General features: G+C 73.3%; 22 protein-coding genes. 8 read left to right on the plus strand and 14 right to left on the minus strand.

What is annotated here, in order from left to right; genetic code table 11:
• The 4 genes from AB0F52_RS46245 to AB0F52_RS46260 all read right to left on the minus strand — a co-directional run.
• Positions 1-1,514: aminotransferase class V-fold PLP-dependent enzyme (locus AB0F52_RS46245; RefSeq protein ID WP_360185197.1), on the minus strand; the 1,514-nt coding region annotated here is incomplete at its 3' end.
• Positions 1,501-2,814 carry an MFS transporter gene (locus AB0F52_RS46250; protein ID WP_360185199.1) on the minus strand — a complete coding sequence of 438 codons (1,314 nt, stop codon included), beginning with the start codon at positions 2,812-2,814 and terminating at the stop codon, positions 1,501-1,503. The genes AB0F52_RS46250 and AB0F52_RS46245, both read right to left, overlap by 14 nt.
• A 121-nt stretch (positions 2,815-2,935) precedes the next feature.
• Complete coding sequence (locus AB0F52_RS46255) at positions 2,936-3,961, minus strand: LLM class F420-dependent oxidoreductase (RefSeq protein ID WP_360185202.1); 1,026 nt, start codon at positions 3,959-3,961, stop codon at positions 2,936-2,938.
• A 9-nt stretch (positions 3,962-3,970) separates the two neighbouring features.
• A complete protein-coding gene (locus AB0F52_RS46260) occupies positions 3,971-4,888 on the minus strand; it encodes an oxygenase MpaB family protein (RefSeq protein ID WP_360185205.1) in 918 nt (305 codons plus the stop codon).
• 87 nt (positions 4,889-4,975) lie between these two features.
• On the opposite strand from AB0F52_RS46260, the gene AB0F52_RS46265 reads away from it, so the two are divergent.
• From AB0F52_RS46265 to AB0F52_RS46285, 5 genes are all read left to right on the plus strand, one after another.
• Entirely contained in the window at positions 4,976-5,566 is a 591-nt protein-coding gene (locus tag AB0F52_RS46265) for a TetR/AcrR family transcriptional regulator (RefSeq protein WP_360185208.1), read from the plus strand.
• A 58-nt stretch (positions 5,567-5,624) separates the two neighbouring features.
• The gene (locus AB0F52_RS46270) at positions 5,625-6,410 is read left to right on the plus strand and encodes an IclR family transcriptional regulator (RefSeq protein ID WP_360185211.1); all 786 of its coding nucleotides are present in this window, start codon (positions 5,625-5,627) and stop codon (positions 6,408-6,410) included.
• A gap of 95 nt (positions 6,411-6,505) precedes the next feature.
• Complete coding sequence (locus tag AB0F52_RS46275; RefSeq protein WP_360185213.1) at positions 6,506-8,320, plus strand: glycosyl transferase; 1,815 nt, start codon at positions 6,506-6,508, stop codon at positions 8,318-8,320.
• 18 nt (positions 8,321-8,338) lie between these two features.
• Positions 8,339-9,178 (plus strand): DUF4397 domain-containing protein, encoded by an 840-nt coding sequence (locus AB0F52_RS46280; RefSeq protein WP_360185216.1) that lies wholly within the window; start codon positions 8,339-8,341, stop codon positions 9,176-9,178.
• Positions 9,168-9,773, plus strand: a complete 606-nt coding sequence (locus AB0F52_RS46285) for a class F sortase (RefSeq protein WP_360185218.1) — start codon at positions 9,168-9,170, stop codon at positions 9,771-9,773. Before AB0F52_RS46280 ends, AB0F52_RS46285 begins: the two co-directional genes overlap by 11 nt.
• Here AB0F52_RS46285 and AB0F52_RS46290 read toward each other — a convergent pair.
• The 7 genes from AB0F52_RS46290 to AB0F52_RS46320 form a co-directional block, all read right to left on the minus strand.
• Complete coding sequence (locus tag AB0F52_RS46290) at positions 9,770-10,873, minus strand: LLM class flavin-dependent oxidoreductase (RefSeq protein WP_360185221.1); 1,104 nt, start codon at positions 10,871-10,873, stop codon at positions 9,770-9,772. The genes AB0F52_RS46285 and AB0F52_RS46290 overlap by 4 nt on opposite strands.
• Positions 10,870-11,877, minus strand: coding sequence for an ABC transporter substrate-binding protein (locus tag AB0F52_RS46295; RefSeq protein ID WP_360185224.1), 1,008 nt, complete (start codon positions 11,875-11,877; stop codon positions 10,870-10,872). The genes AB0F52_RS46290 and AB0F52_RS46295 overlap by 4 nt, the downstream gene beginning before the upstream one ends.
• Positions 11,864-12,568, minus strand: a complete 705-nt coding sequence (locus AB0F52_RS46300; RefSeq protein WP_360185227.1) for an ABC transporter ATP-binding protein — start codon at positions 12,566-12,568, stop codon at positions 11,864-11,866. Before AB0F52_RS46300 ends, AB0F52_RS46295 begins: the two co-directional genes overlap by 14 nt.
• Positions 12,553-13,371 (minus strand): ABC transporter permease, encoded by an 819-nt coding sequence (locus tag AB0F52_RS46305; RefSeq protein WP_360185230.1) that lies wholly within the window; start codon positions 13,369-13,371, stop codon positions 12,553-12,555. The genes AB0F52_RS46300 and AB0F52_RS46305 overlap by 16 nt, the downstream gene beginning before the upstream one ends.
• 126 nt (positions 13,372-13,497) lie before the next feature.
• Positions 13,498-14,208, minus strand: a complete 711-nt coding sequence (locus tag AB0F52_RS46310) for an MBL fold metallo-hydrolase (RefSeq protein ID WP_013226852.1) — start codon at positions 14,206-14,208, stop codon at positions 13,498-13,500.
• 9 nt (positions 14,209-14,217) lie between these two features.
• Positions 14,218-15,318 (minus strand): hypothetical protein, encoded by a 1,101-nt coding sequence (locus tag AB0F52_RS46315; RefSeq protein WP_360185233.1) that lies wholly within the window; start codon positions 15,316-15,318, stop codon positions 14,218-14,220.
• Between the two features lie 755 nt (positions 15,319-16,073).
• A complete protein-coding gene (locus AB0F52_RS46320; RefSeq protein WP_360185236.1) occupies positions 16,074-16,586 on the minus strand; it encodes a DinB family protein in 513 nt (170 codons plus the stop codon).
• A gap of 44 nt (positions 16,587-16,630) precedes the next feature.
• Here AB0F52_RS46320 and AB0F52_RS46325 point away from each other — a divergent pair, with 44 nt between their 5' ends.
• Genes AB0F52_RS46325 through AB0F52_RS46335 form a run of 3 tightly spaced genes read left to right on the plus strand, consistent with a single transcriptional unit; the run spans position 16,631 to position 20,963 of the window.
• A complete protein-coding gene (locus tag AB0F52_RS46325) occupies positions 16,631-17,491 on the plus strand; it encodes a hypothetical protein (protein ID WP_360185239.1) in 861 nt (286 codons plus the stop codon).
• A gap of 53 nt (positions 17,492-17,544) precedes the next feature.
• Positions 17,545-19,215 (plus strand): ABC transporter ATP-binding protein, encoded by a 1,671-nt coding sequence (locus tag AB0F52_RS46330; protein WP_360185242.1) that lies wholly within the window; start codon positions 17,545-17,547, stop codon positions 19,213-19,215.
• On the plus strand, positions 19,212-20,963 hold the full coding sequence (locus AB0F52_RS46335; RefSeq protein WP_360185245.1) for an ABC transporter ATP-binding protein: 1,752 nt from the start codon (positions 19,212-19,214) through the stop codon (positions 20,961-20,963). Before AB0F52_RS46330 ends, AB0F52_RS46335 begins: the two co-directional genes overlap by 4 nt.
• Positions 20,964-21,121: 158 nt before the next feature.
• Here AB0F52_RS46335 and AB0F52_RS46340 read toward each other — a convergent pair whose 3' ends face one another.
• The 3 genes from AB0F52_RS46340 to panD form a co-directional block, all read right to left on the minus strand.
• Entirely contained in the window at positions 21,122-21,331 is a 210-nt protein-coding gene (locus AB0F52_RS46340; RefSeq protein WP_360185248.1) for an MbtH family protein, read from the minus strand.
• 11 nt (positions 21,332-21,342) lie between these two features.
• Positions 21,343-22,368 (minus strand): ABC transporter substrate-binding protein, encoded by a 1,026-nt coding sequence (locus AB0F52_RS46345; protein WP_360185251.1) that lies wholly within the window; start codon positions 22,366-22,368, stop codon positions 21,343-21,345.
• Positions 22,369-22,449: 81 nt separating this feature from the next.
• Positions 22,450-22,863: an aspartate 1-decarboxylase gene (gene panD / locus AB0F52_RS46350; protein WP_360185254.1), complete on the minus strand. Its 414-nt coding sequence runs from the start codon at positions 22,861-22,863 to the stop codon at positions 22,450-22,452.
• Between the last annotated feature and the right edge of the window lies 1 nt (position 22,864).

A 22,864-nucleotide genomic window follows, 5' to 3' on the forward strand; every position in this document is an offset into this window, starting at 1 on the left:
TCAGCGGGCCTCATCTCCCCCGGGGGGGGGGTTCGCCTCCCCCCACAGTCTGTGGGGGTGTTTGTTCTCCGGCGTCCCCCCCCCCCCCAAACCCCCCACGACGGTGTGTAGAGGGCGCCCAGGAACTCCAGCAGCAACCGCTCCCGCAACGGCGCCGGTGCCGTTGCGAGGAGCGCGTTGATCGGGGCCATCCGCTCCGGCAGTCCCGAAGCGCCACCCAGGCCCGCCGCCGCGACGAGGCCCGCGAACTGCTCGGACGTCAACGTTGCCGGGTCGAGGGCCGCGACGAACTCCGCCACGGCGGCGTCGACGACCACCGGGCCCGCCGCCCGCGCGGCGTCCACCGACGCGGCCAGGTCGGTCAGGAACTCCTTCTCGCCGCCGTGGTTGGCCGCCGTCACCGTCAAGTGCAGGTTCGCCGGAGACGCTTCGAAAGCGAACTGCGGCTGGACGTACCAGCCGCGCGCCTTCATCTCGTCGGCCACCGTGAACAGGTCGAACCCGTCGTCGCCGGTGAACGCGATCAGCGTCGACACCGGGTCGCCGAGCACCCGCAGGCCCGGTAGTTCCTCGATGCCGGACCGGATCCGGGCCACCGCCTCACGCGCGGCCGATGCCAGCTTCAGGTAGCCGTCGGAACCGAGGTGGTTGACCACCGCCCACGCCGCGGCGAGGGGCCCACCCGAACGGGTGCTCTGGATGGTCGTGTTCAGCATCGTGTAGCCCGGCCAGGCCGCGCTCGCGAAGTAGTGCGTGCGCCGCAGCTCCGCCGAGGCGTGCAGCAGCACCGACGTCCCCTTCGGGCAGTACGCGTACTTGTGCAGGTCCACCGAAATGCTCGTGACGCCGGGGACGCGGAAGTCGAACGGCGGGACGTCCGCGCCGAGGCGGGCGAAGTACGGCAGCACCCAGCCGCCGATGCAGGCGTCGACGTGCGTCCGGACGCCGCGCTCGAGCGCCGCCGCCGCGATCTCGGGTACCGGGTCGAGCACGCCGTGGGCGTACGACGGCGCACTCGCCACGACCAGGACCGTCGAGTCGTCGATCGCCGCGGCCATCGCCGCCGGGTCGGCGCGGAAGGTCACCGGGTCGACCGGGACGTCGATCCGCCGCAGCCCGAACAGGTGGGCCGCCTTGTGGAACGCCGCGTGCGCGGTCGTCGGGAGCACGATCGACGGTGCCGCGATCCCGGGGTGCGCGTCGCGGGCGGCGAGCACCGCCAGCAAGCACGACTCCGTGCCGCCGGAGGTCACCGAACCGACCACGCCCGGGACGTCGCCGAGCAGCGCGGAAGCCGCGGCGACGAGGTCGTTCTCCATGCGCAGCAGGCTCGGGAACGCCGTCGGGTCCAAGCCGTTGGCCGACGACGCCAGCGCGTGCGCCGCCGCGCCCAGGGAGTCCACTTCGGACAGCCCGCTGTCGTAGACGTAGGCCAGGGTCCGGCCGCCGTGCGTCGGCAGGTCGCCCGCGCGCAGCTCCCGCAGCGCCGCGAGGACGTCCTCAGACGGGTTCACGGCGCGGCTCCAGCACCTTGCGCCGCAGCAGCGGCAGGGCCAGCGCGATCAGCACGCCGGGGATGATCGACGCCCCGACGAGGATCGCCACGATCGCGCTGTGCGGCTGCGCCGCGGTGGCGTCGGTGCTGGACACGTACCCGCCGAACGCCAGGATCAGCGCCCAGAGGCCGCCGCCGAAGGCCAGCCCGAGGGTCTCCCCCGCGGTCCACACGCCCGCCGCGATCCCCGCGCGGGTTTCGCCGGTGCGCTCCTCTTCGGCGGTGATCAGGTCGGGCAGGATGGCCAGCGGGAACACCGAAATCCCGGCGTACCCGACCCCGCACAGCGCCACGAACACGAACGTGACGACCAGCGGGATCTCCTGGGCGAAGACCAGGCCGAGCAGGCCGATCGCGAAGGCCGCCGTGGCCAGGCGGAAGCCGTTGAGCTTGCCGACGCGGTCGCCGAGCCGCGGCCACAGCGGCATGGTGACCAGCGCCGGGCCGACGAAGATGACGAACAGGATCGTGCCGTAGCCGTCGTTCCCGAGGATGCGCTGGGCGAAGAACGGGATCGCGGCGAGCACCGTGCCGATGCCCAGTGCCTGGATGAAGTACGTGCCGAGCAGCCAGCGGAACGGCCGCCAGGCGGCGAGCGTGCGCACCAGCTCCTTCAGGTTCACCGTGTTCGGCCGCAGCGAGCCGACCGGGGCGTCCTTGAGCCCGAAGTACACCAGCAGCGTCGCGACCAGCACGATCAGCCCGATCACCACGGCCATGATCCGGTAGCCGGCAACCCCCTCGATCCCGGCGGTGATCGCCGGGGCGCCGCCGCCGCAGATCAGGATCGTCACGGCCAGCACCCCGATGCGGACGCTGGTGAGCTTCGTCCGCTCGGTCGCGGAATCGGTCAGCTCGGCGGGCAGCGCGTTGAACGGCACCTGGAACAGCGCGTACGCCGTGGCGCAGAGGGCGAACGTGATCGCCACGTACAGCGCGTCCGGCAGCGGGCCGCCGAACCCGGGGTGGGCGAACATCGCCGCGAACAGGATCGCCACGCCGATACCGCCGATCAGCAGGAAGCGCCGCCGGCTGCCGGTCTTGAGCAGGTCGGCGTCGGACATCCGCCCGGCGATCGGGTTGAACAGCACGTCCCAGGCCTTGGGCACGAACACGATCGCCGCCGCCCAGCCCGCGGGGACGGCCATCGTGTCGGTCAGGTACTTCACCAGCACCAGGCCGGGGACCGTGCCGAAGGACCCGGTGACGAACGAGCCGAGCGAATAGCGGAACCTCGTCCGGCCGGACAGCGTCGCCATGGTCCTCCTCGAAACGGCGTACCGGGTGCAGGCCATGAGTATTCGATCTCGGCGCGCACCCGGTAGTGGTCGAGGGGAATCGTGCCATCGTCGTGACCAAGGCCACGACGGGGGCCGCCGGTCAGCCGAGGGCGCGGGCGATCTTCTCCAGCGTCGCGGCGTCACCGCGCAGCAGCAGCTGGGTGACCACGGTGTCCTCCCAGGCCTCGAGCTCCTCGCGGATCTTCTCCGGCGGCCCGATCAGCGAGGTGTCCTCCACCAGCGACGTCGGGATCGCCGCGGCCGCCTCCTCCTTGCGGCCGGCGAGGAAGAGCTCCTGGACCTTGTCGGCCACGTCGCCGTAGCCCAGCCGCGCGTAGACGTCGTGGTGGAAGTTGACGCTCTTCGCGCCCATCCCGCCGATGTACAACGCCAGCGACGGCTTGATCCAGCTCGCCGCCTCCTCGACGTCGTCGTGCACGATCACCGGCAGCGAGCACGGCACCTCGAACGTGGCGAAGGTGTGCCGCGCGCCCGGCCGCGAGAAGCCTTCCTCGAGCGCGGCCTTGTAGAAGTCGTTGCTCTTGGGCGAGAAGAACAGCGGCAGCCAGCCGTCGCCGATCTCCGCCGCGAGGGCCACGTTCTTGGGACCTTCGGCCGCCAGGTGGATCGGGATGTCCTTGCGCAGCGGGTGCACCGTCGGCTTCAGCGGCTTGCCGAGCCCGGTGCCGCCCTTGAACGGCAGCTGGAAGTGATCGCCGTCGAGGGTCACCGGCGCCTCGCGGGCGATCACCTGCCGGACGATGTCGACGTACTCGCGGGTCCGCGCGAGGGGCTTCGGGTACGGCTGGCCGTACCAGCCCTCGACGACCTGCGGGCCGGACGCGCCGAGCCCCAGCACCATCCGGCCGCCGGAGAGGTGGTCGAGGGTCAGCGCGCTCATCGCCGTCGCCGTCGGGGTGCGCGCGGCCATCTGCACGATGTTCGTGCCGAGCCGGATCCGGCTGGTGGAAGCGCCGTACCAGGCCAGCGGCGTGAACGCGTCCGAGCCGTACGCCTCCGCCGTCCACACCGAGTCGAAGCCGAGCTCCTCGGCCTTGAGGACGGCTTCCAGCGCACCCGGGGTGGGGCCGCTCTGCCAGTACCCGACGTGGAATCCCAGCTTCACGAAAGCCTCCTAGACGTTCGGCGCGTAGTGCTCGGGCTTGCCCCGCTCGGACAGCGGCGGCAGGTTCCTGCGTGGAGTCTCGACCAAGGGTGCGTCCGCAGCCACCTCGCCGCGCTCGCGGCGCCAGCCGGCGCGCGCTCGCGGGTGGTAGCGGCGATCGTGCGGGACGAGCGTGAACACGGCGTTGACCAGCTTCCCGAACCGCCGGTGCCGGCGCGCGTCGCGCTCGGTCCAGCGGAAGCCGAGCAGGTCGCGGACCTCGCGGTCGTACAGGCCGATCGTCAGCCACACGAAGTTGCGCGCGATCACCCGCTGCACCGGCCGCCACAGCGGGTCCGGCAGCCAGGGCAGGAACGGCGGCTTGCCGAGCCCGCGGATGTCCAGGACGTCCCGGGTGGCCTTGTTGTCCTCCAGGACCTCGGTGCACATGTGCTTCCAGTAGCGCTGGAAGTCCTCCCAGCTTTCCGGCACCGGCCGCATGGTCATGTCGTACATCTGCCACCAGCGGACGTGCTCGTCGAACAGCTGCCGCTTCTCGGCCTCGCCGATGCCGCCCATGAAGTGGTCGGCGATGAGGATCGTGCTGACGAAGAACGTCGCGTGCGCCCAGTAGTAGGTGTCCGGGTCGAGCGCGTGGTAGCGGCGGCCCTGGGCGTCGACGCCCTTGATGCGGTCGTGGTAGCCGCGGACTTCGAGGGCGGTCCGGTGGGCGCGCGGGCCGTCGTAGACGACCCCGCCGATCGGGTAGAGCGAACGGAACAGCCGCTGCCAGCGCTCTTCGAAGAACCGCGAGTGCTGCTCGACGCCGGCGCCGAGGCCGGGGTGCATGTTCTGCATGGAGCCGGCCCACAGGCCGATCAGCAGGCCGCGCCAGTCGCCGAAGTACTTCCACGTCAGCGAGTCGGGACCCAGGGGCTGGGGGGTCATCGGCGCACTCCTCGTCGAGTCTCGAACTGACTACGGCTGTTGTCAGGCTAGGATCTGACAACAGTTGTAGTCAACCGAGGAGCTGTGATGCCGGGCCGGACCTGGGCGGGCACGACGCTGGACGACCGGAAGGCGCTCCGGCGCGAGCAGCTCGTGGCCGCCGGCCTGGAACTGCTCGGCACCGAAGGCTCGGCCGGGACGAGCGTCCGCGCGGTGTGCCGGCACGCGAGGCTGACCGAGCGCTACTTCTACGAGAGCTTCGCCGACCGCGAAGAACTCGTCGCGGCGGTCTACGAGCACGTCGGCGAGCAGGCGCGGCAGGCGCTCGTCGACGCGGTGCGGGACGCCCCCACCCCCGTGTCGCGGGCGGAGAACGCCGTGCGCGCGTTCGTCGAGCTGATCGTCGACGACCCCCGCAAGGGCCGGGTCCTGCTGCTCGCCCCGCTCACCGACCCCGCGCTGACCCGCCGCGGCCTGCACCTGCTGCCGGTGTTCGCCGCGCTGGTCGGCGAGCAGCTCACCCACGGTGACGAGGCCGAACGCCGGATGGTCGCCGTCGGGCTGGTCGGCGCGCTGACCAACGTCTTCGTCGCCTACCTCGACGGCTCGCTGAAGGTTTCGCGCGAGCGGCTCGTCGCGCACTGCGTGAAACTCGTCCTCGGCGCCGACGGCCACTGACGCACCTCCCTTGCCCGACCTGGTGACAGTCGCGCGGCGGATCGGGCACACTCAACCCATGCGTACCGCTGGGCGGAACGACGGCGCGAGCGGCGACGGCCTCGTCGCGGCCCGGCTCGCCGCGCTCCTGGAAGCCTTCCGGCCGGGTGACGAAACCCTCGGCGTCTCCGAGCTGGGCCGCCGGACCGGGCTGGCGAAGACGACCGTGCACCGGCTCGTCGGGCACCTCGCCGAGACCGGCCTGCTCGAACGCGAGGCCGGCGCGGTGCGGCTCGGGCTGCGGCTGTTCGAAATCGGCCAACTGGCCTCGCCCCGCCGTGGCCTGGTCGAGGCGGCCCGGCCGTACCTGGCCGACCTGCGCGAAGCCACGCGCAACACCGTCCACCTCGCGATCCTCGAAGGCACCGAAGTCGTGTACCTCGACGTGCTGCGCGGGCCGGACGCGCCGACGCTGCCCTCGCGCATCGGCGGCCGGTTCCCCGCGCACGCCACCGGCGTCGGCAAGGCGATCCTGGCGTTCTCCCCGGAATCCGTGGTGGACCAGGTGATCGACGCCGGGCTGCCGCGGCTGAGCGCGCGGACGATCACCGCGCCCGGCCTGCTGCGCCGTCAGCTCACCCGGGTGCGGGAGGAGGGGATCGCCCTGGAGCGCGAGGAATCCGGCGTCGGGGTGGTGTGCGCGGCCAGCCCCCTGCTCGACACGCACGGCGTCGCCGTGGCGGCGGTGTCGATTTCCGGCTGGGCCAACCGGATGCGGACCGAACGGGTCGCCCCCGCCGTCCGAACGGTCGCCTTGGCGCTGAGCCGGACCCTCTCCGGCTCCGGGGCGCGCGGTGGGAAATAATCTTGCCGGGCAACGCTTTTCCCGCGACTGGGCCGTCCGGCTGACGTAACCGTCCCGAGCTGGACGGGTGATCGGGAGAGGCTACGATCCGTCCAATGGCCCAGCACAGCCGGGAGACGACCGACCCGGGCCGCTCCTCCCCCGCGACGCTTCCCGAACCGGCGGCCACCGGCTTCCCGGCCGCACACCGGTTGCTGTCGCTCGACATCGTGCTGGCCCTGCTGGCGCTGGCGGGCGGGCTGCGCGTGCTGTACCTCGCCGCGCCCGCGCCGGCCCTGCCCGCCGAGGCCGCGAACGTCGCCCACGCCTACGCGCTCGGGCACTTCACGCCGTTCACCGACGCCGGCGGTGCCGGGGTCAGCCCGTTCGGCTGGTGGCAGCTCACGGCGTACACGATGGTCTCCGACGCCTTCGGGCGTTCGGCGTCGGCGCTCGCGGCGGTCCGGGAGACCATGCTCGTCGCCGCGGTGCTCGGCACCGTGCTGCTGTGGTTCCTGGCGCGCCGGCTCGGCCTGACGCGGTGGGCGTCGGCGGCCGCGGTGCTGCTGGTCGCGGCGTCGCCGCTGGCGCTCGGCCTGCAGCGGCTGGTCGTCGTCGAGCATCTGGCGGCCGTCTGGGTCCTCGGCGCGCTGGTGCTCATCACCCGGCCCGGCGCCCGGATCCGGCACGACGTCCTGGCCGCGGTCTGCCTGCTCGCGGCGGTGCTCACCTCCCCGCTGGCGCTGCTCTTCCTGCCCGCCGCGGGCTGGCTGCTGGTGCGGCGCGCGCCCGCCCGCGCGGCGCTGGTGGCGGTGCTGCTCAACCTCGGGCTGGGCCTCGCGTTCGGCCCGGCGGCCGCCGAGCTCCGCCCGCACCTCGCGGCCGCGAGCCCGCCGTCGGTGGCCGATTGGGTCGCTCTCGACCCGGCGTGGGCAGTGCTCTCGACGGTCGCCTTGGTGGCCGCGCTGGCGGTCACGGCCCTGCGGCCGTTCGCGGTGTCCGGCCTGCTCCTCGTCGCGGCCCTGCTCGTGCCCGGCGTGCCGGACACCGCCGTGCTCGCGCTGCTGCTGCCCCTCACACCGCTGCTGTTCGCCGCGGTCGTCCAAGCGCTGGCGCGCCAGCGCGTCCCGGTGCACCGGGGGAACCGCGCCCGCGGCCCCGGAACCGTGCTGGCCGCGGGCGTCCTCGTCGCCGTGGTCGCCGCCGGCTGGATCTACGGCTACCCGGCCCTGCGGCCGGCCACCGGCCGCGGCGGACCGCTCGTCGAAGCCCAGGACTGGTTGCGGGCCAACGCTTCCGGCGCGCGCGTGCTCGTCGACGACGGCGCGTGGGCCGAGTTCGCCAAGGCCGGCTGGCCGACCGGGCTGCTCGTCCCGGCCGCCGCGTGCGCGGCCGGCTGTCCGCCCGCCGACTGGGCCGTGTTCGCCACCGGCGCGGACGGCCTCCGGAGCAGCTATCCGGCCCTCGGTACCGCGCTGGCCGACGCCGGCGTGACCGCGGTGTTCGGCCAGGTCACCGTCTCCCGCCTGGGCCTGCCCGCCGCCGACCCGGCCGCGCCGTCGGAGGAGTCCGCCCGCACCCACGCGGGTGCGGCGCTGGCGGCGTCGGCCCGGATCACCTGCACCCCGGACGCCCTCGCCGTGCTGCGCGCGGGCCGCGCCGACCCGCGGCTGATCGCGACGATCGCCGCGCTCGCGGCCCTCCAGCCGGTGGGCGTCGCGGCGTTCCCCGCCGTTCCCGGCGAAGACCCGGCCGGGCAACCGCGCCGCCGGGTGCTCCTGACCGACGGTGCGGAAGGCGCGGCCGCGTTCTACGCCGGCCAGCGCGACCTGTTCCGGCCGTCCTCGGTCGCCCGCACCGCGGGCGGCGTGCTCGTCACGTACCCGCTGTTCGCACCCCCGGGACTGCTGGTCCCGTTCTCCTCCCCCTGACGGTGAAAGGCCCCTCCCATGCGCACCCTCCTCCTCAGACCCGGCGGGCTGGCCGCCGCAGCCCTCCTGTTCGTCGCGCTGACACCGGTGACGGCCGAGGCGGCCACCGGCCCCGGCCCGGGCGTCGGCTGGATCCGGGTCGGCCACCTGTCGCCGAAAGTGCCGCCGGTGGACATCTACTTCGCGCCCTTCGGCCAGGCCGAGAAGGTCGTCATCCGCAAGGCCGGCTACGGCGCGGTCACGCCGTACTCGTCGCTCGGCCCCGGCAAGTACACGCTCTCGATGCGGCCCGCCGACGCCGCACCGGCCACGCCGCCCGCGCTGTCGGCGACGATCGAGGTCGCCGAACGCAACGCCTATTCGCTGCTGGTCTTCACCAACGGCCCCGGCGACACGCTCAAGGGCGACCTGGTCACCGACGACCTCACCCCGCCGGCCGCGGGCAAGGGCCGCGTCCGGGTCGTGCAGGGGTCGGCGGCGATCGCGCCGGTCACCGTGGCGGGTCCGCAGGGCGTCACCGTCGCGAAGGACGCGGCGTACGGCCAGACGTCGTCCTATGTGGATGTCCCGGAAGGACGGTGGCCGCTGCAGCTGAGCGGCGGCTCGGTCAAGTCGGCCGCCGACGTCGACGTCAAGGCCGGGTCGTCCATGACGCTGCTGGTCACGGAGAACGCCGGCGCGCTGAAGGCGAACCCCCTCTCCGACGGCGCGTCGCTGCCCGAACCGCCGAAGTTCGGCGTCGAGACCGGGGGCGGCGGCACCGCGCCCGGGTCCACCCCGCTGTGGCCGGTGTTCGCGGCGGTCGCCGGGCTGCTGGCCGCGCTCCTCGTGGGGCGCCGGGCGGCTCGTGCGCGCTGACACCGGCGCGCTGCTCGTCGTGGCCGTGCTGGCCGCGGGCTGCTCGACGGCCCCGGCGGCTCCGGTCGCGCCGCCATCCGTCGTCCTGGCCACGTCGGTGTCTCCGCCGGCCGCGAGCGGGCCGCTGCCGCTGCCCGCCGCGGCCGGCGTCCGCCCGCTGCGGCTGCGCATCCCCGCCATCGGCGTCGACGCGGCGGCGCTCGTCCCGCTCGGGCTGGGCGCCGCCCACCAGCTGGAAGCGCCCGCGCGGTTCGAGGACGTCGGCTGGTACGCCGCCGGCCCGGTGCCGGGCGACCCGGGCCCGGCGGTGATCGCCGCGCACGTCGACTCCCGGGCCGGGCCGGCGCCGTTCTTCCGGCTGCGCGACCTGCACGAGGGCGACCAGGTGTTCGTCGCGCGCTCGGACGGCCTCGAGACGCGGTTCGTCGTGGACGCCGTCCAGCGCTACCCGAAGGACGCGTTCCCGACGGACGCGGTGTACGGGCCCGCGCCGGGCAGCGCGCTGCGGCTCATCACCTGCGGCGGCAGCTTCGACGCGGCGAAACGCTCCTACCGCGACAACATCGTCGTCTACGCCTCGACGCGCTGGGACTAGTACTCCTTGAGCAGGCCGCGCCGGGCCAGCTCCGGCCGGACGCCGTCGCCGAACCAGTACGCCTCCTCCAGGTGGGGGTAGCCCGACAGCACGAACTCGCTCACCCCGACGCTGTGGTACTCCTCGATCAGGTCCGCGACCTCCTCGTGGCTCCCGACCAGCGCGGTCCCCGCACCGCCGCGCACGAGGCCGACGCCGGCCCACAGGTTCGGGTGGATCTCCAGCCCGCGGACGCCGCCGTCGTGCTTCCCGCCGTGCAGTGCGACCATCCGCTGCTGGCCCACCGACTCGCTGGCGGCCAGCTGGGCCTGCGCTTTCGCGACCTGCTCCGGGCTCAGCGCGTCGAGCAGCTTCTGCGCCTCCGCCCAGGCCTCGGCCGAGGTGTCGCGCGAGATCGTGTGCAGCCGGACGCCGAACCGGATCGGCCGGTCCCCGGCCAGCTCGCGGACCTTGCCGATCTTCTCCGCCACCTGCGCGGGCGGTTCGCCCCAGGTCAGGTAGACGTCGGCGTGCCGCGCCGCGACCGGCAGCGCGGCCGGTGACGAGCCGCCGAAGTAGATCGGCGGCACCGGGTCCGGCGCGGCCAGCGTCGTCGCGCCTTCGACGCGCAGGTGCTCGCCTTCGAAGCTGAACGGCTCGCCGGACCAGACCCCGCGCACGATGGTGAGGAACTCGTCCGTCCGCGCGTACCGGGCGTCGTGGTCGTGCCAGTCGCCGAAGCGGCGCTGCTCGACCGCGTCACCGCCGGTGACGATGTTGAGCATGACCCGGCCGCCCGACAGGCGCTGGAACGTCCCCGCCATCTGCGCGGCCAGGGTCGGTGAGATGACGCCCGGGCGGAACGCGACCAGGAACTTCAGCCGGGTGGTCTCCCGGATCAGCGCGGCCGTGGTGAGCCAGGCGTCCTCGCACCACGTGCCGGTCGGCGTCAGGACGCCCTCGAAACCCTGCCGCTCGGCCGCGCGGGCGACCTGGGCCAGGTAGTCCAGGTCCGGGTCGCGCTGGGCGGCCGGGCCCGCGGACCGGTTGGCGTGGAAGCGTTCCACGATCGTGCGGCCGTCCCCGCTGGTGGGCAGGAACCAGTGCAGCCTGGTGCTCATCCGTTGCTCCTCGCCTGGTCCAGGTCGGGACCGAACCGCCGGTCGACGAAGGCGGCGAAGTCCACCTTGCCCGGCAAAGTCTTCTCGTCGGTGAAGGCGTCCGCGAGCTGCTGTTCGGACGCCACCACGGAGTCGTCCAGCACGATCGGCAGGTCACGGCCCGCTTCGACGGCTTTCTGCGCGACTTCGAGCTTCAGCCCGGTCTCCTTGGCCCAGGCCTGCGCCCACTCTTCGCGGTGCGTGTCGGCCCACTTCTGGGCCTTGACCACGCGCACCGCGAAGTCGCGCAACGCGGAGTTCTTGCCGGGGTCGCCGAGTGCCGCCGTGCTCGCGGTGAGGAAGCCCAGGCCGTTCGACGCGCCGCGGCCGTCCGCCAGCACCCGCGCGTGGGCTTCGATCTGCGCCTGCGCGGTGTAGGGGTCCCAGATCGCCCAGGCGTCGATCGTGTGCTGGGTGAACGCGGCGTACGCCTCGGCCGGCTGCAGGAAGGTCAGCTTTACGTCCTTGGTGGACAAGCCGTTGCGGTGCAGCGTGTTCAGCAGCTGCCCGTGCGCCGAGGAGCCCTTGGCGACGCCGATCGTCTTGCCCTTCAGCGAAGCGACGTCCTGCAGCGGCGAGTCCGGCGGGACGAGCACGGCTTCCCGCTCGACGTTGCTGCGCGACACGCTGACCACCTTGATCTTCGCCTTCGCGGCGGCCGCGAAGATCGGCGGCGTGTTGCCGACGCGCCCGGTGTCGATGGCGCCGGCCGAGGCGGCCTCGAGCAGCGGCGGTCCCGAGGTGAAGGTCGCCCATTCGATCTTGTAAGGCGTCCCCTGCAGCAGGTTCGCCGCGGTGAGCAGGGATTTCACGCCGCCCTTCTGGTCGCCCACCTTGAGCGTCACCTTCGCCAGGTCGGCCGCGCTCACCGCGGCCGGCACCGGTGCTTCACCGCCGGTCTCCGTCCCGCACGCCGATACGGCGAGAGCCGCGACGACAGCCAGTATTCCCTTACGCCACAGCATCTTCGGTCACTCCCAGGTCGGCCAGCACGCGGCGGCGGAGGTCGTCGTGATCGGCGGTTTCGCGCGGCCGGTGCGCGGCCACGATCCGGCCGCCGTCGAGCACCAGGACGCGGTCGGCGAGCCGCAGGGCCTCGTCGACGTCGTGGGTCACCAGCAGCACGCCCGGCCGGTGCCGCCGCCAGAGGTCCTGGACCAGGCCGTGCATGGAGATCCGGGTGAGGGCGTCCAGGGCGCCGAACGGCTCGTCGAGCAGCAGCAGATCGGGTTCGCGCACCAGCGCGCGGGCGAGTGACACGCGCTGGGCCTCGCCGCCGGACAGCGTGAGCGGCCAGTCGTCGGCGTGCTCAGCCAGGTGCACTTCGGCCAAGGCTTTCTCGGCCAGGCCCCGGTTGCGGGACTTCGCGACGCCGTCCTGGCGCAGGCCGAGGACGACGTTGCGCCACACCTTCCGCCACGGCAGCAGTCTCGGCTGCTGGAACGCGACCGAAACGGTCCCGGTGACTTCCACGCCGCCGTCGACGTCATCGTCGAGGCCGGCGAGCACCCGCAGGAGCGTCGACTTGCCGGACCCGCTGCGGCCGAGCAGGGCGACGAACTCGCCGCGCTCGACGGTCAGGTCGAGTCCGGACAGGACGGTCCGGTCGCCGAACCGCTTGGTGAGACCGCGGACCTCGGCTACCGGGTTCGCCACCGCAGCACCTTCCGTTCGAGCAGCCGGACCAGCGCGTCGGTGACCAGGCCGAGCAGGGCGTACAGGACCAGCCCGACGACCACGACGTCGGTGCGCAGGAATTCCCGCGCGTTGTTGATGAGGTAGCCGACCCCGGCGTCGGCGTTGACCGTCTCGCCGACGATCAGCGCGAGCCAGGCGAGGCCGAGCGACTGCCGCAGCCCGACGAGCGCCTGCGGCAGCGCGCCGGGCACGACGACGTGCCAGAGCCGTTCCGCGCGGCTGAACCCGAGCGCCCGGGAGGCTTCGACGAGGTCCGGGTCGGCGCCGCGGATTCCCGAGTGGACGTTGAGGTAGAGCGGGAACGCCACGCCGAGGGCGACGAGCACGATCTTCGTCTCTTCGCCGATGCCGAACCACAGGATGAACAGCGGGATCAGGCCGAGGAACGGCAGGGTGCGCAGCATCTGCACCGGCGGGTCGACCAGGGCTTCGCCCCAGCGCGACAGCCCGGAGACGATGCCGAGCAGGACACCGGCGACCGCGCCGAGCGCGAACCCGGCGCCGACCCGGCCGAGCGAAACGGCGAAGGCGGCACCGAGTTCGCCGCTGCGCGCGGCCTCGACGCCCGCCTGCACGACCGTCCACGGTGCACTGAGCTTGTCGGGCGGCAGGACGCCGGTGGCGCTGGCGATCTGCCAGGCGGCGAGCAGCACCACCGGGCTGATCCAGCGCCGGAGATCGGGCCGCCGCGCGGCGGTGCGCGGCGGCTCGGCGGCGCGTTTCCGGGCGCGGGTGAGCACGCCCGTGGTGGAAATCGACACGGATTTCTCCCGGGGACGGGGACGTTCGGGATTGCGTGGTCCCGACCTTCCGGTCCCCGGGAAGCGAAGTCAATCGGCGCCCACTCCGTGAACACCCCGTGTTTCACCCCGTGGAACGCCCTTGTCTCAGCCGCCGAACATGACCTTCCATTCGTCGAGCGAGCGCGGCCGGTAGACGAAGTTGGTGCGCTTCACCTCCGACAGCGCGGCCGACGGCTCCGCCGAGTACTGGTGCCCGGGGTGGACCACCGGGTCGCCGGGCAGCCCGGCGAGCGCCTGCAGGCTGCGGTAGATCTCTTCGGCGTCGCCGCCCGGGAAGTCGGTGCGGCCACAGCCTTCCAGGAAGAGCGTGTCACCGGAAACGAGCTTGTCCTCGACCAGGAAGCACTGGCTGCCCGGCGTGTGCCCGGGCGTGTGCAGCAGCCGGATGGGAATGGCCCCGACCTCGAGGACGTCGTCGTGGTCGTGCGCACGCAGATCGGTGCCGGACACGCCGGTGACCCGCCGGACCCACTCGGTCTCGGCGCCGTTGACGTGGATCGGCACCTGTTCGATCGCGAGGAGCTCGGCGATCCCGGGCAGCGAGAAGCCGAGCATTTCGCCGCCGACGTGGTCGGGGTGGTGGTGGGTCGCCAGCACGCCGGTGAGCCGCATCCCGTCCTGCGCCAGGACGTCGAGCAGGTCCCGCACCGCGTAGGCCGGATCGACGATGACGGCGTCCCCGGTCTCGCGGTCCCCGATCAGGTAGGCGAAGTTCGCCATCTGCGTCGCGACGGGGTCACCGACGGCGAAGTCCCGCCCGGCGAGCAGCTGCCGGAAGTACAGACGATCTGCCATGGGCCCACCCTACGGGGTGGTCCACTCGTGGGCGCTTCCCTGGTGGAGGGCCGCGTACGCCCGGTCTCTCAGGACGTTCGCCTCGGCGTCGGACAGCGTACTGGCCAGGGGTCTGAGCACCAGGCGGACCAGGAGGTTCTTCTGGTCCGGGCGGGCGCCCAGGCGGGCTCGCGCCTGCGGTGGCAGCAGGGCGCACGGCGTCTCCTGCCGGATCTCGACCGACTCGACGACGCCGGCGTCTTCGCCGAGGGCGTCGCGGACGCGGTCGCCGAGGTCCTCGGCGCGGTCGTGGGCGTCGACGGCGATCGAGAGGTCGCGGCGCACCGGTGGCAGGGCGGAGACCGGGCGGTAGGGCGCGAGGTCGGTCATCTGGGCGGCGATCGCCGGGTCGGTTTCGCGCAGCAGCCGGATGTCCGGGATGCCCTTCCGCAGCATCAGCATCCGGTCGAGGCCCAGGCCGAGAGCGAGCCCGGACCAGCCGTCCCCGAGCCCGGCGCGCGCCAGGACGGCGGGGTGTACCCGCCCGCACTCGGCGACCTCCACCCACGCACCCTCGTGTCCGACGTCCAGCTGCGCACCGTCCACTGTGTACGGATGCCGCCGGGGTTCGAGGCGGTGAGCGCGGTCCGGGACGAGGGCGCCGGCCATCTCCTCGAGGTCGGCGCGGGTGGTCGGGCCGCGGGTGATCCGCCACAGGTCGAGCTGGTGGGGCGTGCCGCTGTGCAGCCGGTCGATGCTGTCCCGGCGGTAGACGACGCCCGCGCAGACGAGCAGGACGTCCTCGGCGGGGTTCGCGGCCAGCGCCCGCAGCGCGGCGGGGATCATCGCGGTGGAGTGGCTGCGCAGGACGTGCCGGCCGTCGACGTACCGGGTGTAGCGGGCGTCGCGCGTGACGTCGGCGGGATGGTAGCCGAGGTGGTCGTAGTTGTCGGCCACGGTGACGATGCGCTCGCCCGGGTGCCGCCGGACAGCACAGGACCAGAGCGCGGCAACGGCTTCGACGGCTTGCTCGACGACGAGCTGGATGGCGTGCGGCCCGGCGGCGGCATCGGTGAGATCACGGACGGCGAGGTCGCGGGCCAGCTGGGCGGGAGTGAGTGTTTCGGGCAAGACGGAACCTCCGGGATGAGCGGGACGGCTGGGGGGGTGGTTCCCCCTGGCCCCGGACACCCGGCGAGGTCGGTTCAGGCGGTGCCGGCTCAGGCGGTGCCGGCTCAGGCAGTGCCGGCTGCGGCCATGGCCCCGGAACCCCGCAGGCACCCGGAAGGGGCCAGGGGGCCGGTAAATCGGCGGTACTCCGCGACGACGGCCACGAATCCAGGGTAGCGGCGCTTGTCATCCGGTTTTCTAGGCGGAAGCCCACCGCTGGTACGGCGATCACTCCGGCGCTGCGCCGCACCCGACTGGACCGCACCGGTTCTCCTCGAGCCGGCTGGGGCAGTCGGCAGTCGGCTACCGGTTGCCCGAGCCGAGTCGGTCCGAGACGAGACCCCGGACCGAGCCCAGCCGAGCCGAACCAAGCCGGCCGGGCCCGGCAAGCCAGCCGGGCCAGGCGAGCCGAGCCGAACCGGCCCGAGACACCCCAGGCCAAGCCAGCCGGGCCAGGCCGAGCTGAGGCCGGCCAGGCCGAGGCTGGGCAGGGCTGGGCGAGCAGGCCGAGCGAGCCGAGCAGGCCAGGGCTGGGCAGGGCTGAGCAGGGCAGGGCAGGGCTGGGCGAGCAGGCCGAGCGAGCCGAGCAGGCCAGGGCAGGGCAGGGCAGGCCGAGCCAAGGCTGGTCAGGTCAGGCAAGCCAGCAACCGGCAACCAGCACCGAAACCCGGACCACCGTCTCCTCCCTCCCCCACTACCGCCTACTCACCTCTGCGTCACTCACCCACCTCCCCGTCCGCCAGCTCGCGCAGCACGTCCAGATGTCCGACGTGCCGCGCCGTCTCCTGCACCACGTGTGCCAGCACCCACCGCACCGTGAACTCCGATCGCCGCCGCGTCCGGTCGTCGGGGCCCAGTCCGCGCAGGGCCTTCTCCACCCGGGCCCACTCCGCCTTGTACGCCGCCACCACCGACGCCGGGGTGTCCTCCGGTCCGATGTCCCAGCTCGGGTCCGGGCTCCCCGCCCACAGGGACGGCAGATCCGCCCCACCCGCCTCGATCGCCAGCCACCAGCGCTCCACCGCAGTCAGGTGCTTCACCACCCCCAGCGCGCTCATCCGCGGCGACGCCGGCAGCGGTGTCGCCGTGGCCTGCGGCAACGTCAGCCCCGCCAGCTTGTTCACCGCCGTCGCGCGCAGGAACTGCAGGAAGTCCAGCAACAGGCGCAGCTCGTCGGCCGCCACCGGCGCGGGCCAGTGGCGATGCGTCTTCGAACTCGTGTTCGACATGGCCGCACCGTACCTCAGTGGACCGACAAAATAGAGTGACCCGCATGTGGTGGGGACTGCTCTGCGCCTTGGGCGCGGCATGCGCGTACGGCGTGGCTTCGGTGATGCAGTCGGTCGCCGCCCGGGCCACGGACACCGGCGCCGACGGTGTCGACCCGAAACTGCTGGTCCGCGTGCTTGGCCAGGGGAAGTTCGTGCTCGGCCTCGCCCTCGACGTCCTCGGGTTCGTCGCGCAGATCGTGGCCCTCCACGTCCTGCCGCTGTTCGTCGTGCAGGCCGCGCTCGCCGCGAGCCTCGCCGTGACCGCCGTCTGCGCGCGGTTCCTCGGCGTGCGGCTCGGCCGCCGCGAATGGGTGGCCGTCGGCGTCGTGTGCGCCGGGCTCGCCCTGCTCGGCGCCGCCGCCGAAAGCGAAGGCTCGGACCCGGTCGGGCTCGGCTTCCGGCTGACGCTGATCGGCGCGGTCGCCGTCCTCGCCGCGGCCGGGCTCGTCGCGGGCAAGGCGAACCGCCGGATCCGGACGCCGGCGCTCGGGCTCGTCGCCGGGCTGTGCTTCGGTGTCGTGGCGATCGCCGGCCGGATCATCCCCAGCCTCGCGCCGCTCGACCTGCTCACCGACCCCGCGACCTACACCGTCGCGGTCGCCGGCGGGCTGGCGATGCTCTTCTACGCGACGGCGTTGCAGCGCGGGAGCGTCACCACCTCGACCGCGATGATGGTGCTCGGCGAGACGGTGTTCCCGTCATTGGTCGGCGTGCTGGCGCTCGGCGACCGCACCCGGCCCGGCTTCGCGCTGGTCGCCGTCGCCGGGTTCGCCTTCGCCGTGGTGGCCGCCCTCGCGCTGGCCCGGTTCGGCGAACCGGCGACCGAACCGCGGACTGAGACGAAGCCGACCGTGCTCCCGTAACTTCTTTACTTAGACTAGCCTTACCTATCCCAGCTCTGGAGAGGGAGGCGCGGGTGAGCACGACGGGACGGCAGGTCCTCCGCCGGTCGATCGCCGGGCAACGACGATCGGTGGCGCTCGCGGCGCTCCTGACCGCGGGCCACCAAGGCGGCGAAGCGCTGGTCCCGGTGGTGATCGGCGTGGTCATCGACCAGGCCGTCGCGGGCGGCTCGGTGAGCACGCTCCTGGTCTGGCTGGCGGTGCTGGGCGTCCTCTTCGCCGCCCTGTCGACCAGCTACCGCCTCGGTGCCCGCTTCGGCGAGCGCGCGGCCGAACGCGCGGCGCACGACCTCCGCCTCGACGTCGGACGTCGGGTGCTGCACCCCGGCGGTGTGGCCGGTTCCGGCACCCTCGCCGGCGAACTGGTGAGCATCGGGACGTCGGACGCCAAGCGCGTCGGCACGGTCAACGGCGTCCTGCCCTTCGGCGTCGCCGGCCTGGCCGGGTTGCTGGTCAGCGCCGTCGTGCTGCTCACCATGTCGCTGCCGCTCGGCCTGCTCGTGCTGCTCGGCACGCCGCCGATGCTCTACCTGGCGCACCTGATCGGAAAGCCCCTGGAACGCCGGAGCGAGGCCGAGCAGGAGCGGTCGGCGTTCGCCTCCGGCGTCGCCACCGACCTCGTCGCCGGGCTGCGCGTGCTCAAGGGGGTCGGCGCCGAACGCGCCGCCGTCGCCCGCTACCGGCGGACCAGCCAGGATTCGCTGCGGGCGACGCTGCGCGCCGCCCGGGCCCAGGCCTGGCACAACGGTGCCCTGCTGGCGCTCACCGGGATCTTCATCGCCGTCGTCGCCCTCGTCGGCGGCAACCTCGCCGCGGCCGGCGACATCAGCGTCGGCGACCTGGTCGCCGCGGTCGGGCTCGCGCAGTACCTGATCACGCCGTTCAGCATCTTTTCGTGGGTCAACGGCGAGCTCGCGCAGGGCCGGGCGTCGGCCGCGCGGATCGCCGAAGTGCTGAACGCCGCCCACGCCGTCGGCGCCGGGGACGCGGCACTGCCGGTTCCGGCGGCCGGGCACGTCAAGCTGTCCGCGCTGAACCGCGGCGCCCTGCGCGACGTCGGCTTCGAAGCACGTCCGGGCGAGCTGCTGGGCGTGGTGACCACCGACCCGGCCGCGGCGACCGACCTCCTGGACTGCCTGGGCCGCGCCGCCGATCCGGCGGGCGGCTCGGTGTCGGTCGACTCGGTCGATCTGTCCACAGTGGATCCCAGCCGGGTCCGCGAGGTGGTGCTGGTCGCGGCGCACGATGCCGACCTGTTCGCCGGGACGGTCGCCGAGAACGTGGCCACCGGGCCGAAGACCGCCGAGGCGATGACCGCGGCCGCCGTCGACGAGGTGGCGAGCGCGCTGCCCGACGGCGTCGCGACCGCCGTGACCGAACGCGGCCGGTCGCTCTCGGGTGGGCAGCGGCAGCGGGTCGCGCTCGCCCGGGCGCTCGCCGCCGACGCGCCGGTGCTGGTGCTGCACGACCCGACGACCGCCGTCGACACGGTCACCGAGGCCCGGATCGCCGCCGGGCTCGCCGAACTGCGGCGCGGCCGCACCACGATCCTCGTGACCACCAGCCCGGCGCTGCTGGCCGCCACCGACCGCGTCGTCCTGCTCGACGACGGGCGCGTCGCGGGCGAAGGCCGGCACGCCGAGCTGGCCGGCCGTCCCGACTACCGAGCGGCGGTGCTGTCGTGACCCGCGAACTCCTCCCCGTGGCCGACGGCCGCCGGATCCGCGCCGTCCTCGGCGAGCTCGCCGGCCGGGCAAAAGGCCGGGTCGCGGCCGCGTTCACGACGCTCGTCGCGGCCACCGCGATCGGCCTGCTGACCGCGCCGCTGCTCGGCCGGGTCGTCGACCTGGTCGCCACGCGCCGCCCGGCCGCCGAGCTGGTCACGCCGATCGTCGGCCTGGTGCTCGTCGCGGTGGCGCAGGCGGTGGCGACCGCGATCGGTGTGTCGCTGGTGGCGCGGCTGGGCGAGACGATCCTGGCCGAGCTGCGCGAACGCTTCGTCGAACGCGCGCTGGGCCTGCCGCTCGATCAGCTCGAGCGCGCCGGGTCCGGCGACCTCACCGCCCGCGTGACGAACGACGTTTCGGTGGTCGCCGAGGGCGTCCGGCAGGCGCTGCCCGAGCTGGGGCGGTCGGTGCTGACGGTCGTCCTGACGCTCGGCGCGCTGGCCGTGCTGGACTGGCGGTTCCTGCTCGCGGCGCTGCTGGCCGTGCCGATCCAGCTGTGGACCGTCCGCTGGTACGTGCCGCGCGCGAAGCCGTTGTACGTGGCCCAACGGGAGGCGGTCGGGGCGCAACAGCAGCAGCTGTTGGACACCATCGGCGGCGCGAAGACGGTCCGCGCGTTCCGGCTGGCGGACACGCATCTCGAGCGGGTGCGGGACCGGTCCGACGCGGCCGTCTCGCTGGCGTTGCGGGGAATCCGCTTGGTGACGCGGTTCTACGCGCGGCTCAACCTGGCGGAGTTCGTCGGGCTGTCGGCGGTGCTGGCACTCGGGTTCCTGCTGGTGGGCGCGGACGCGGTGACGGTCGGTGTCGCGACGGCGGCGGCGTTGTACTTCCACAGCCTGTTCGGGCCGATCACGACGGCGCTCGCGCTGGTCGACGACGCCCAGGCGGCCGCGGCCAGCCTCGCGCGGCTGATCGGCGTCGCCGACCTGCCGGCCGAGCCGTCGCCCGCGCAGCCGTCACGGCCGGTGGACGCGTCGGTGAAGACGGCGGGAATCGGATACTCCTATGTGGACGGTCATCCGGTGCTGCGGGAGGTCGACCTCGGTGTCGCACCCGGCGAACGGGTGGCGCTGGTCGGCGCGAGCGGGGCCGGGAAGACGACGCTGGCCAAGCTGATCGCCGGCATCCACCGCCCGGACACCGGCTCGGTGACCCTCGGCGGGGTGTCGTTGGACGAGCTGGGGCCGGAGGGCACGCGCCGGGCGGTGGGGCTGATCAGCCAGGAGGTCCACGTCTTCGCGGGCCCGCTGGCCGAGGACCTGCGGCTCGCCCGCCCGTCCGCGACCGACGCCGAGTTGCGGGCCGCGCTGGCCAAGGTGGGCGCGCTGACCTGGGTGTCGTCGCTTCCCTCCGGGTTGGCCACCGTGGTCGGCGAAGGCGGTCACCAGCTGACGGTGACGCAGGCGCAGCAGCTGGCCCTGGTCCGGCTGGTGCTGGCCGACCCGCCGATCGCGATCCTCGACGAAGCCACGGCGGAGGCGGGCAGCGCGGGATCGAAGGTCCTGGAAACGGCGGCCGCGGCGGCCTTGGAGGGCCGCACGGCCCTGGTGGTCGCCCACCGCCTGACCCAGGCGGCGGCGTCCGACCGGATCGTGGTCCTCGACGCGGGAGCCGTGGTGGAGTCCGGAACCCACGAAGACCTGGTCGCCGCGGGTGGTCAGTACGCGAAGCTCTGGGAAGCCTGGTCCGGCCAGCGCGCCTGACCCCGGGCAAGACCGCCGGCCCGAGGTCGCGAATGACTCATTCGGGACCTCTGAGGTCCCGAATGAGTCATTCGCGGCACCAACCTGGGGCCGGCGGCGGGAGGGCAAGCGGAAGCGCCGGGAGCCATCGGGCTCCCGGCGCTTTCGGCGGGAGGTGGTCAGGCGTCCATGGCGTCGGCCAGGGACTTGGGGCGCATGTCCGTCCAGGTGGCTTCCACGTGGTCGAGGCAGGCCTGGCGGGACGACGGGCCGAAGGTGACCGTCCAGCCGGCTGGGACGTCGGTGGACTCCGGCCACAGGCTGTGCTGGTTCTCGGCGTTCACCAGGACCAGGTACGTGCCGTCGGGGTCTTCGAACGGGTTGGTCATCGCGGGCCTCCTCAGGCGGTGATGTCCGTGCGGGCACCCTTCACCAGCGCGGTCAGCTTCTGGATGACCGGTGTGGCGAGCAGGTGGTTGAAGCGCGGCTCGGCCGACCAGTCGCCCAGCTGGTTCGCCTTGACCGCGGGCAGCTGGTTCCAGGTCGGGAACTGCGTCATCTGCGCGCGCGGCAACGCGTACGAGCGCGAGTCGGTCAGGATCAGGTCCGCCGGGTACTTGCCCGCCTGCTCCCAGGACAGCTGTTCCCAGTAGTCCTCGCTGCCGCCGCCGGAGACGATGTCCAGGCCGAGTTCGCGGTAGTACGCGAGGTCGGCGAAGAAGTCCGGCTTCGCGATGTACAAGCCGTCCTTGTCGCCGTACAGCACCAAAACCTTGAGCCCGGCCTTCTCCTTCGCCGCCGCACGCAGGTCCTCCGACGCCTTGTCGAAGTCGGCCTTGGCCTTCTTCATGGTGTCCGAGTTCGCGTCGCCGCCCAGCGCGACGGCCAGCTGCGCGTAGCGCTCGATCACCTTGGGCAGCGTGACCTTGTACTCCGAGAGCGCGACGATCGGCGCGATCTGCTGCACCTTGGGGCCGAGGTCGTCGGTGAGCACCCACATGTCCGTCGGCTTGGTGCCGGTCAGGCCGGTGACGACCAGGTCCGGCTTGAGCGCGGCGAACTTCTCCATGCTGAAGTCGTCCCAGGCGTTGCCGATCGAGGTGACGGCGTTCAGGTCGATGTTGCCGGCCTGGATCTCCTTGCCGCCGTCGGCCGTCTTCTGCGGGCCGAACACGCCGGCCGGGCGGACGCCGTAGTCCCAGAGCGCCGCGGCCGAGCTGGCGTAGGCCACCACCCGCGCCGGACGCTGGTCGCGCGTGGCCTTCTGGCCGCGGTCGTCGGTGAACTCCCACGGGCCGGTGCTGCCGCCGGCCGCCGGCTTGCCGCCGCTGCCGCACGCGGTGAGGGCCGCGGCGGCCGCGACGCCGCCCGCCCCGATCAGGAATCCGCGCCGGCTGAGCCCGGCAGCGCCTTGGAACACGGACATGAGAGCCTCTCGCTGGACTTTAGGATAGGCACACCTTATTTAGGGCAGCCTGCGCAGCGCAACCGTCGGGACCGCGCTGTGTCAACGCCCACGGCCGGACAGCTGCGCGGAAGCCCCGGGCACCGGCTCCGCCGGGTCGTGTCCCAGGTGGACCTGCCGGTTGTCCGCGTCCACGTGCACCACCCGCGGCCGGTGCCCGGCGCGCTCTGTTTCCGCCACCTGCGCGTAGGTGATGATGATGACGAGGTCGCCGGGGTGCACGAGGTGCGCGGCCGCGCCGTTGACGCCGATCACGCCGGAGCCCGGTTCGCCGGTGATGGCGTAGGTCTCCAGCCGGGCGCCGTTGGTGATGTCGACGACCTGGACGCGTTCGCCCTCGACGATGTCCGCGGCGGCCATCAGGTCCGCGTCGATGGTCAGCGAGCCGACGTAGTGCAGGTCGGCCTGGGTGACGGTGGCGCGGTGGATCTTGGCGTTCATCAGGGTGCGGTGCACG

The organism is Amycolatopsis sp. NPDC024027, from assembly GCF_040638975.1.
GTDB lineage: Bacteria > Actinomycetota > Actinomycetes > Mycobacteriales > Pseudonocardiaceae > Amycolatopsis.

Bases quoted from the DNA above. Each gene is read 5' to 3' on its own strand.
- AB0F52_RS46325 (WP_360185239.1), top strand. From the start codon at position 16,631: ATGTGGTGGGGACTGCTCTGCGCCTTGGGCGCGGCATGCGCGTACGGC.
- AB0F52_RS46340 (WP_360185248.1), bottom strand. From the start codon at position 21,331: ATGACCAACCCGTTCGAAGACCCCGACGGCACGTACCTGGTCCTGGTG.
- AB0F52_RS46265 (WP_360185208.1), top strand. From the start codon at position 4,976: ATGCCGGGCCGGACCTGGGCGGGCACGACGCTGGACGACCGGAAGGCG.
- AB0F52_RS46275 (WP_360185213.1), top strand. From the start codon at position 6,506: ATGGCCCAGCACAGCCGGGAGACGACCGACCCGGGCCGCTCCTCCCCC.
- AB0F52_RS46295 (WP_360185224.1), bottom strand. From the start codon at position 11,877: ATGCTGTGGCGTAAGGGAATACTGGCTGTCGTCGCGGCTCTCGCCGTA.
- AB0F52_RS46345 (WP_360185251.1), bottom strand. From the start codon at position 22,368: ATGTCCGTGTTCCAAGGCGCTGCCGGGCTCAGCCGGCGCGGATTCCTG.
- AB0F52_RS46280 (WP_360185216.1), top strand. From the start codon at position 8,339: ATGCGCACCCTCCTCCTCAGACCCGGCGGGCTGGCCGCCGCAGCCCTC.
- AB0F52_RS46310 (WP_013226852.1), bottom strand. From the start codon at position 14,208: ATGGCAGATCGTCTGTACTTCCGGCAGCTGCTCGCCGGGCGGGACTTC.
- AB0F52_RS46290 (WP_360185221.1), bottom strand. From the start codon at position 10,873: ATGAGCACCAGGCTGCACTGGTTCCTGCCCACCAGCGGGGACGGCCGC.
- AB0F52_RS46270 (WP_360185211.1), top strand. From the start codon at position 5,625: ATGCGTACCGCTGGGCGGAACGACGGCGCGAGCGGCGACGGCCTCGTC.
- AB0F52_RS46260 (WP_360185205.1), bottom strand. From the start codon at position 4,888: ATGACCCCCCAGCCCCTGGGTCCCGACTCGCTGACGTGGAAGTACTTC.
- AB0F52_RS46320 (WP_360185236.1), bottom strand. From the start codon at position 16,586: ATGTCGAACACGAGTTCGAAGACGCATCGCCACTGGCCCGCGCCGGTG.
- AB0F52_RS46250 (WP_360185199.1), bottom strand. From the start codon at position 2,814: ATGGCGACGCTGTCCGGCCGGACGAGGTTCCGCTATTCGCTCGGCTCG.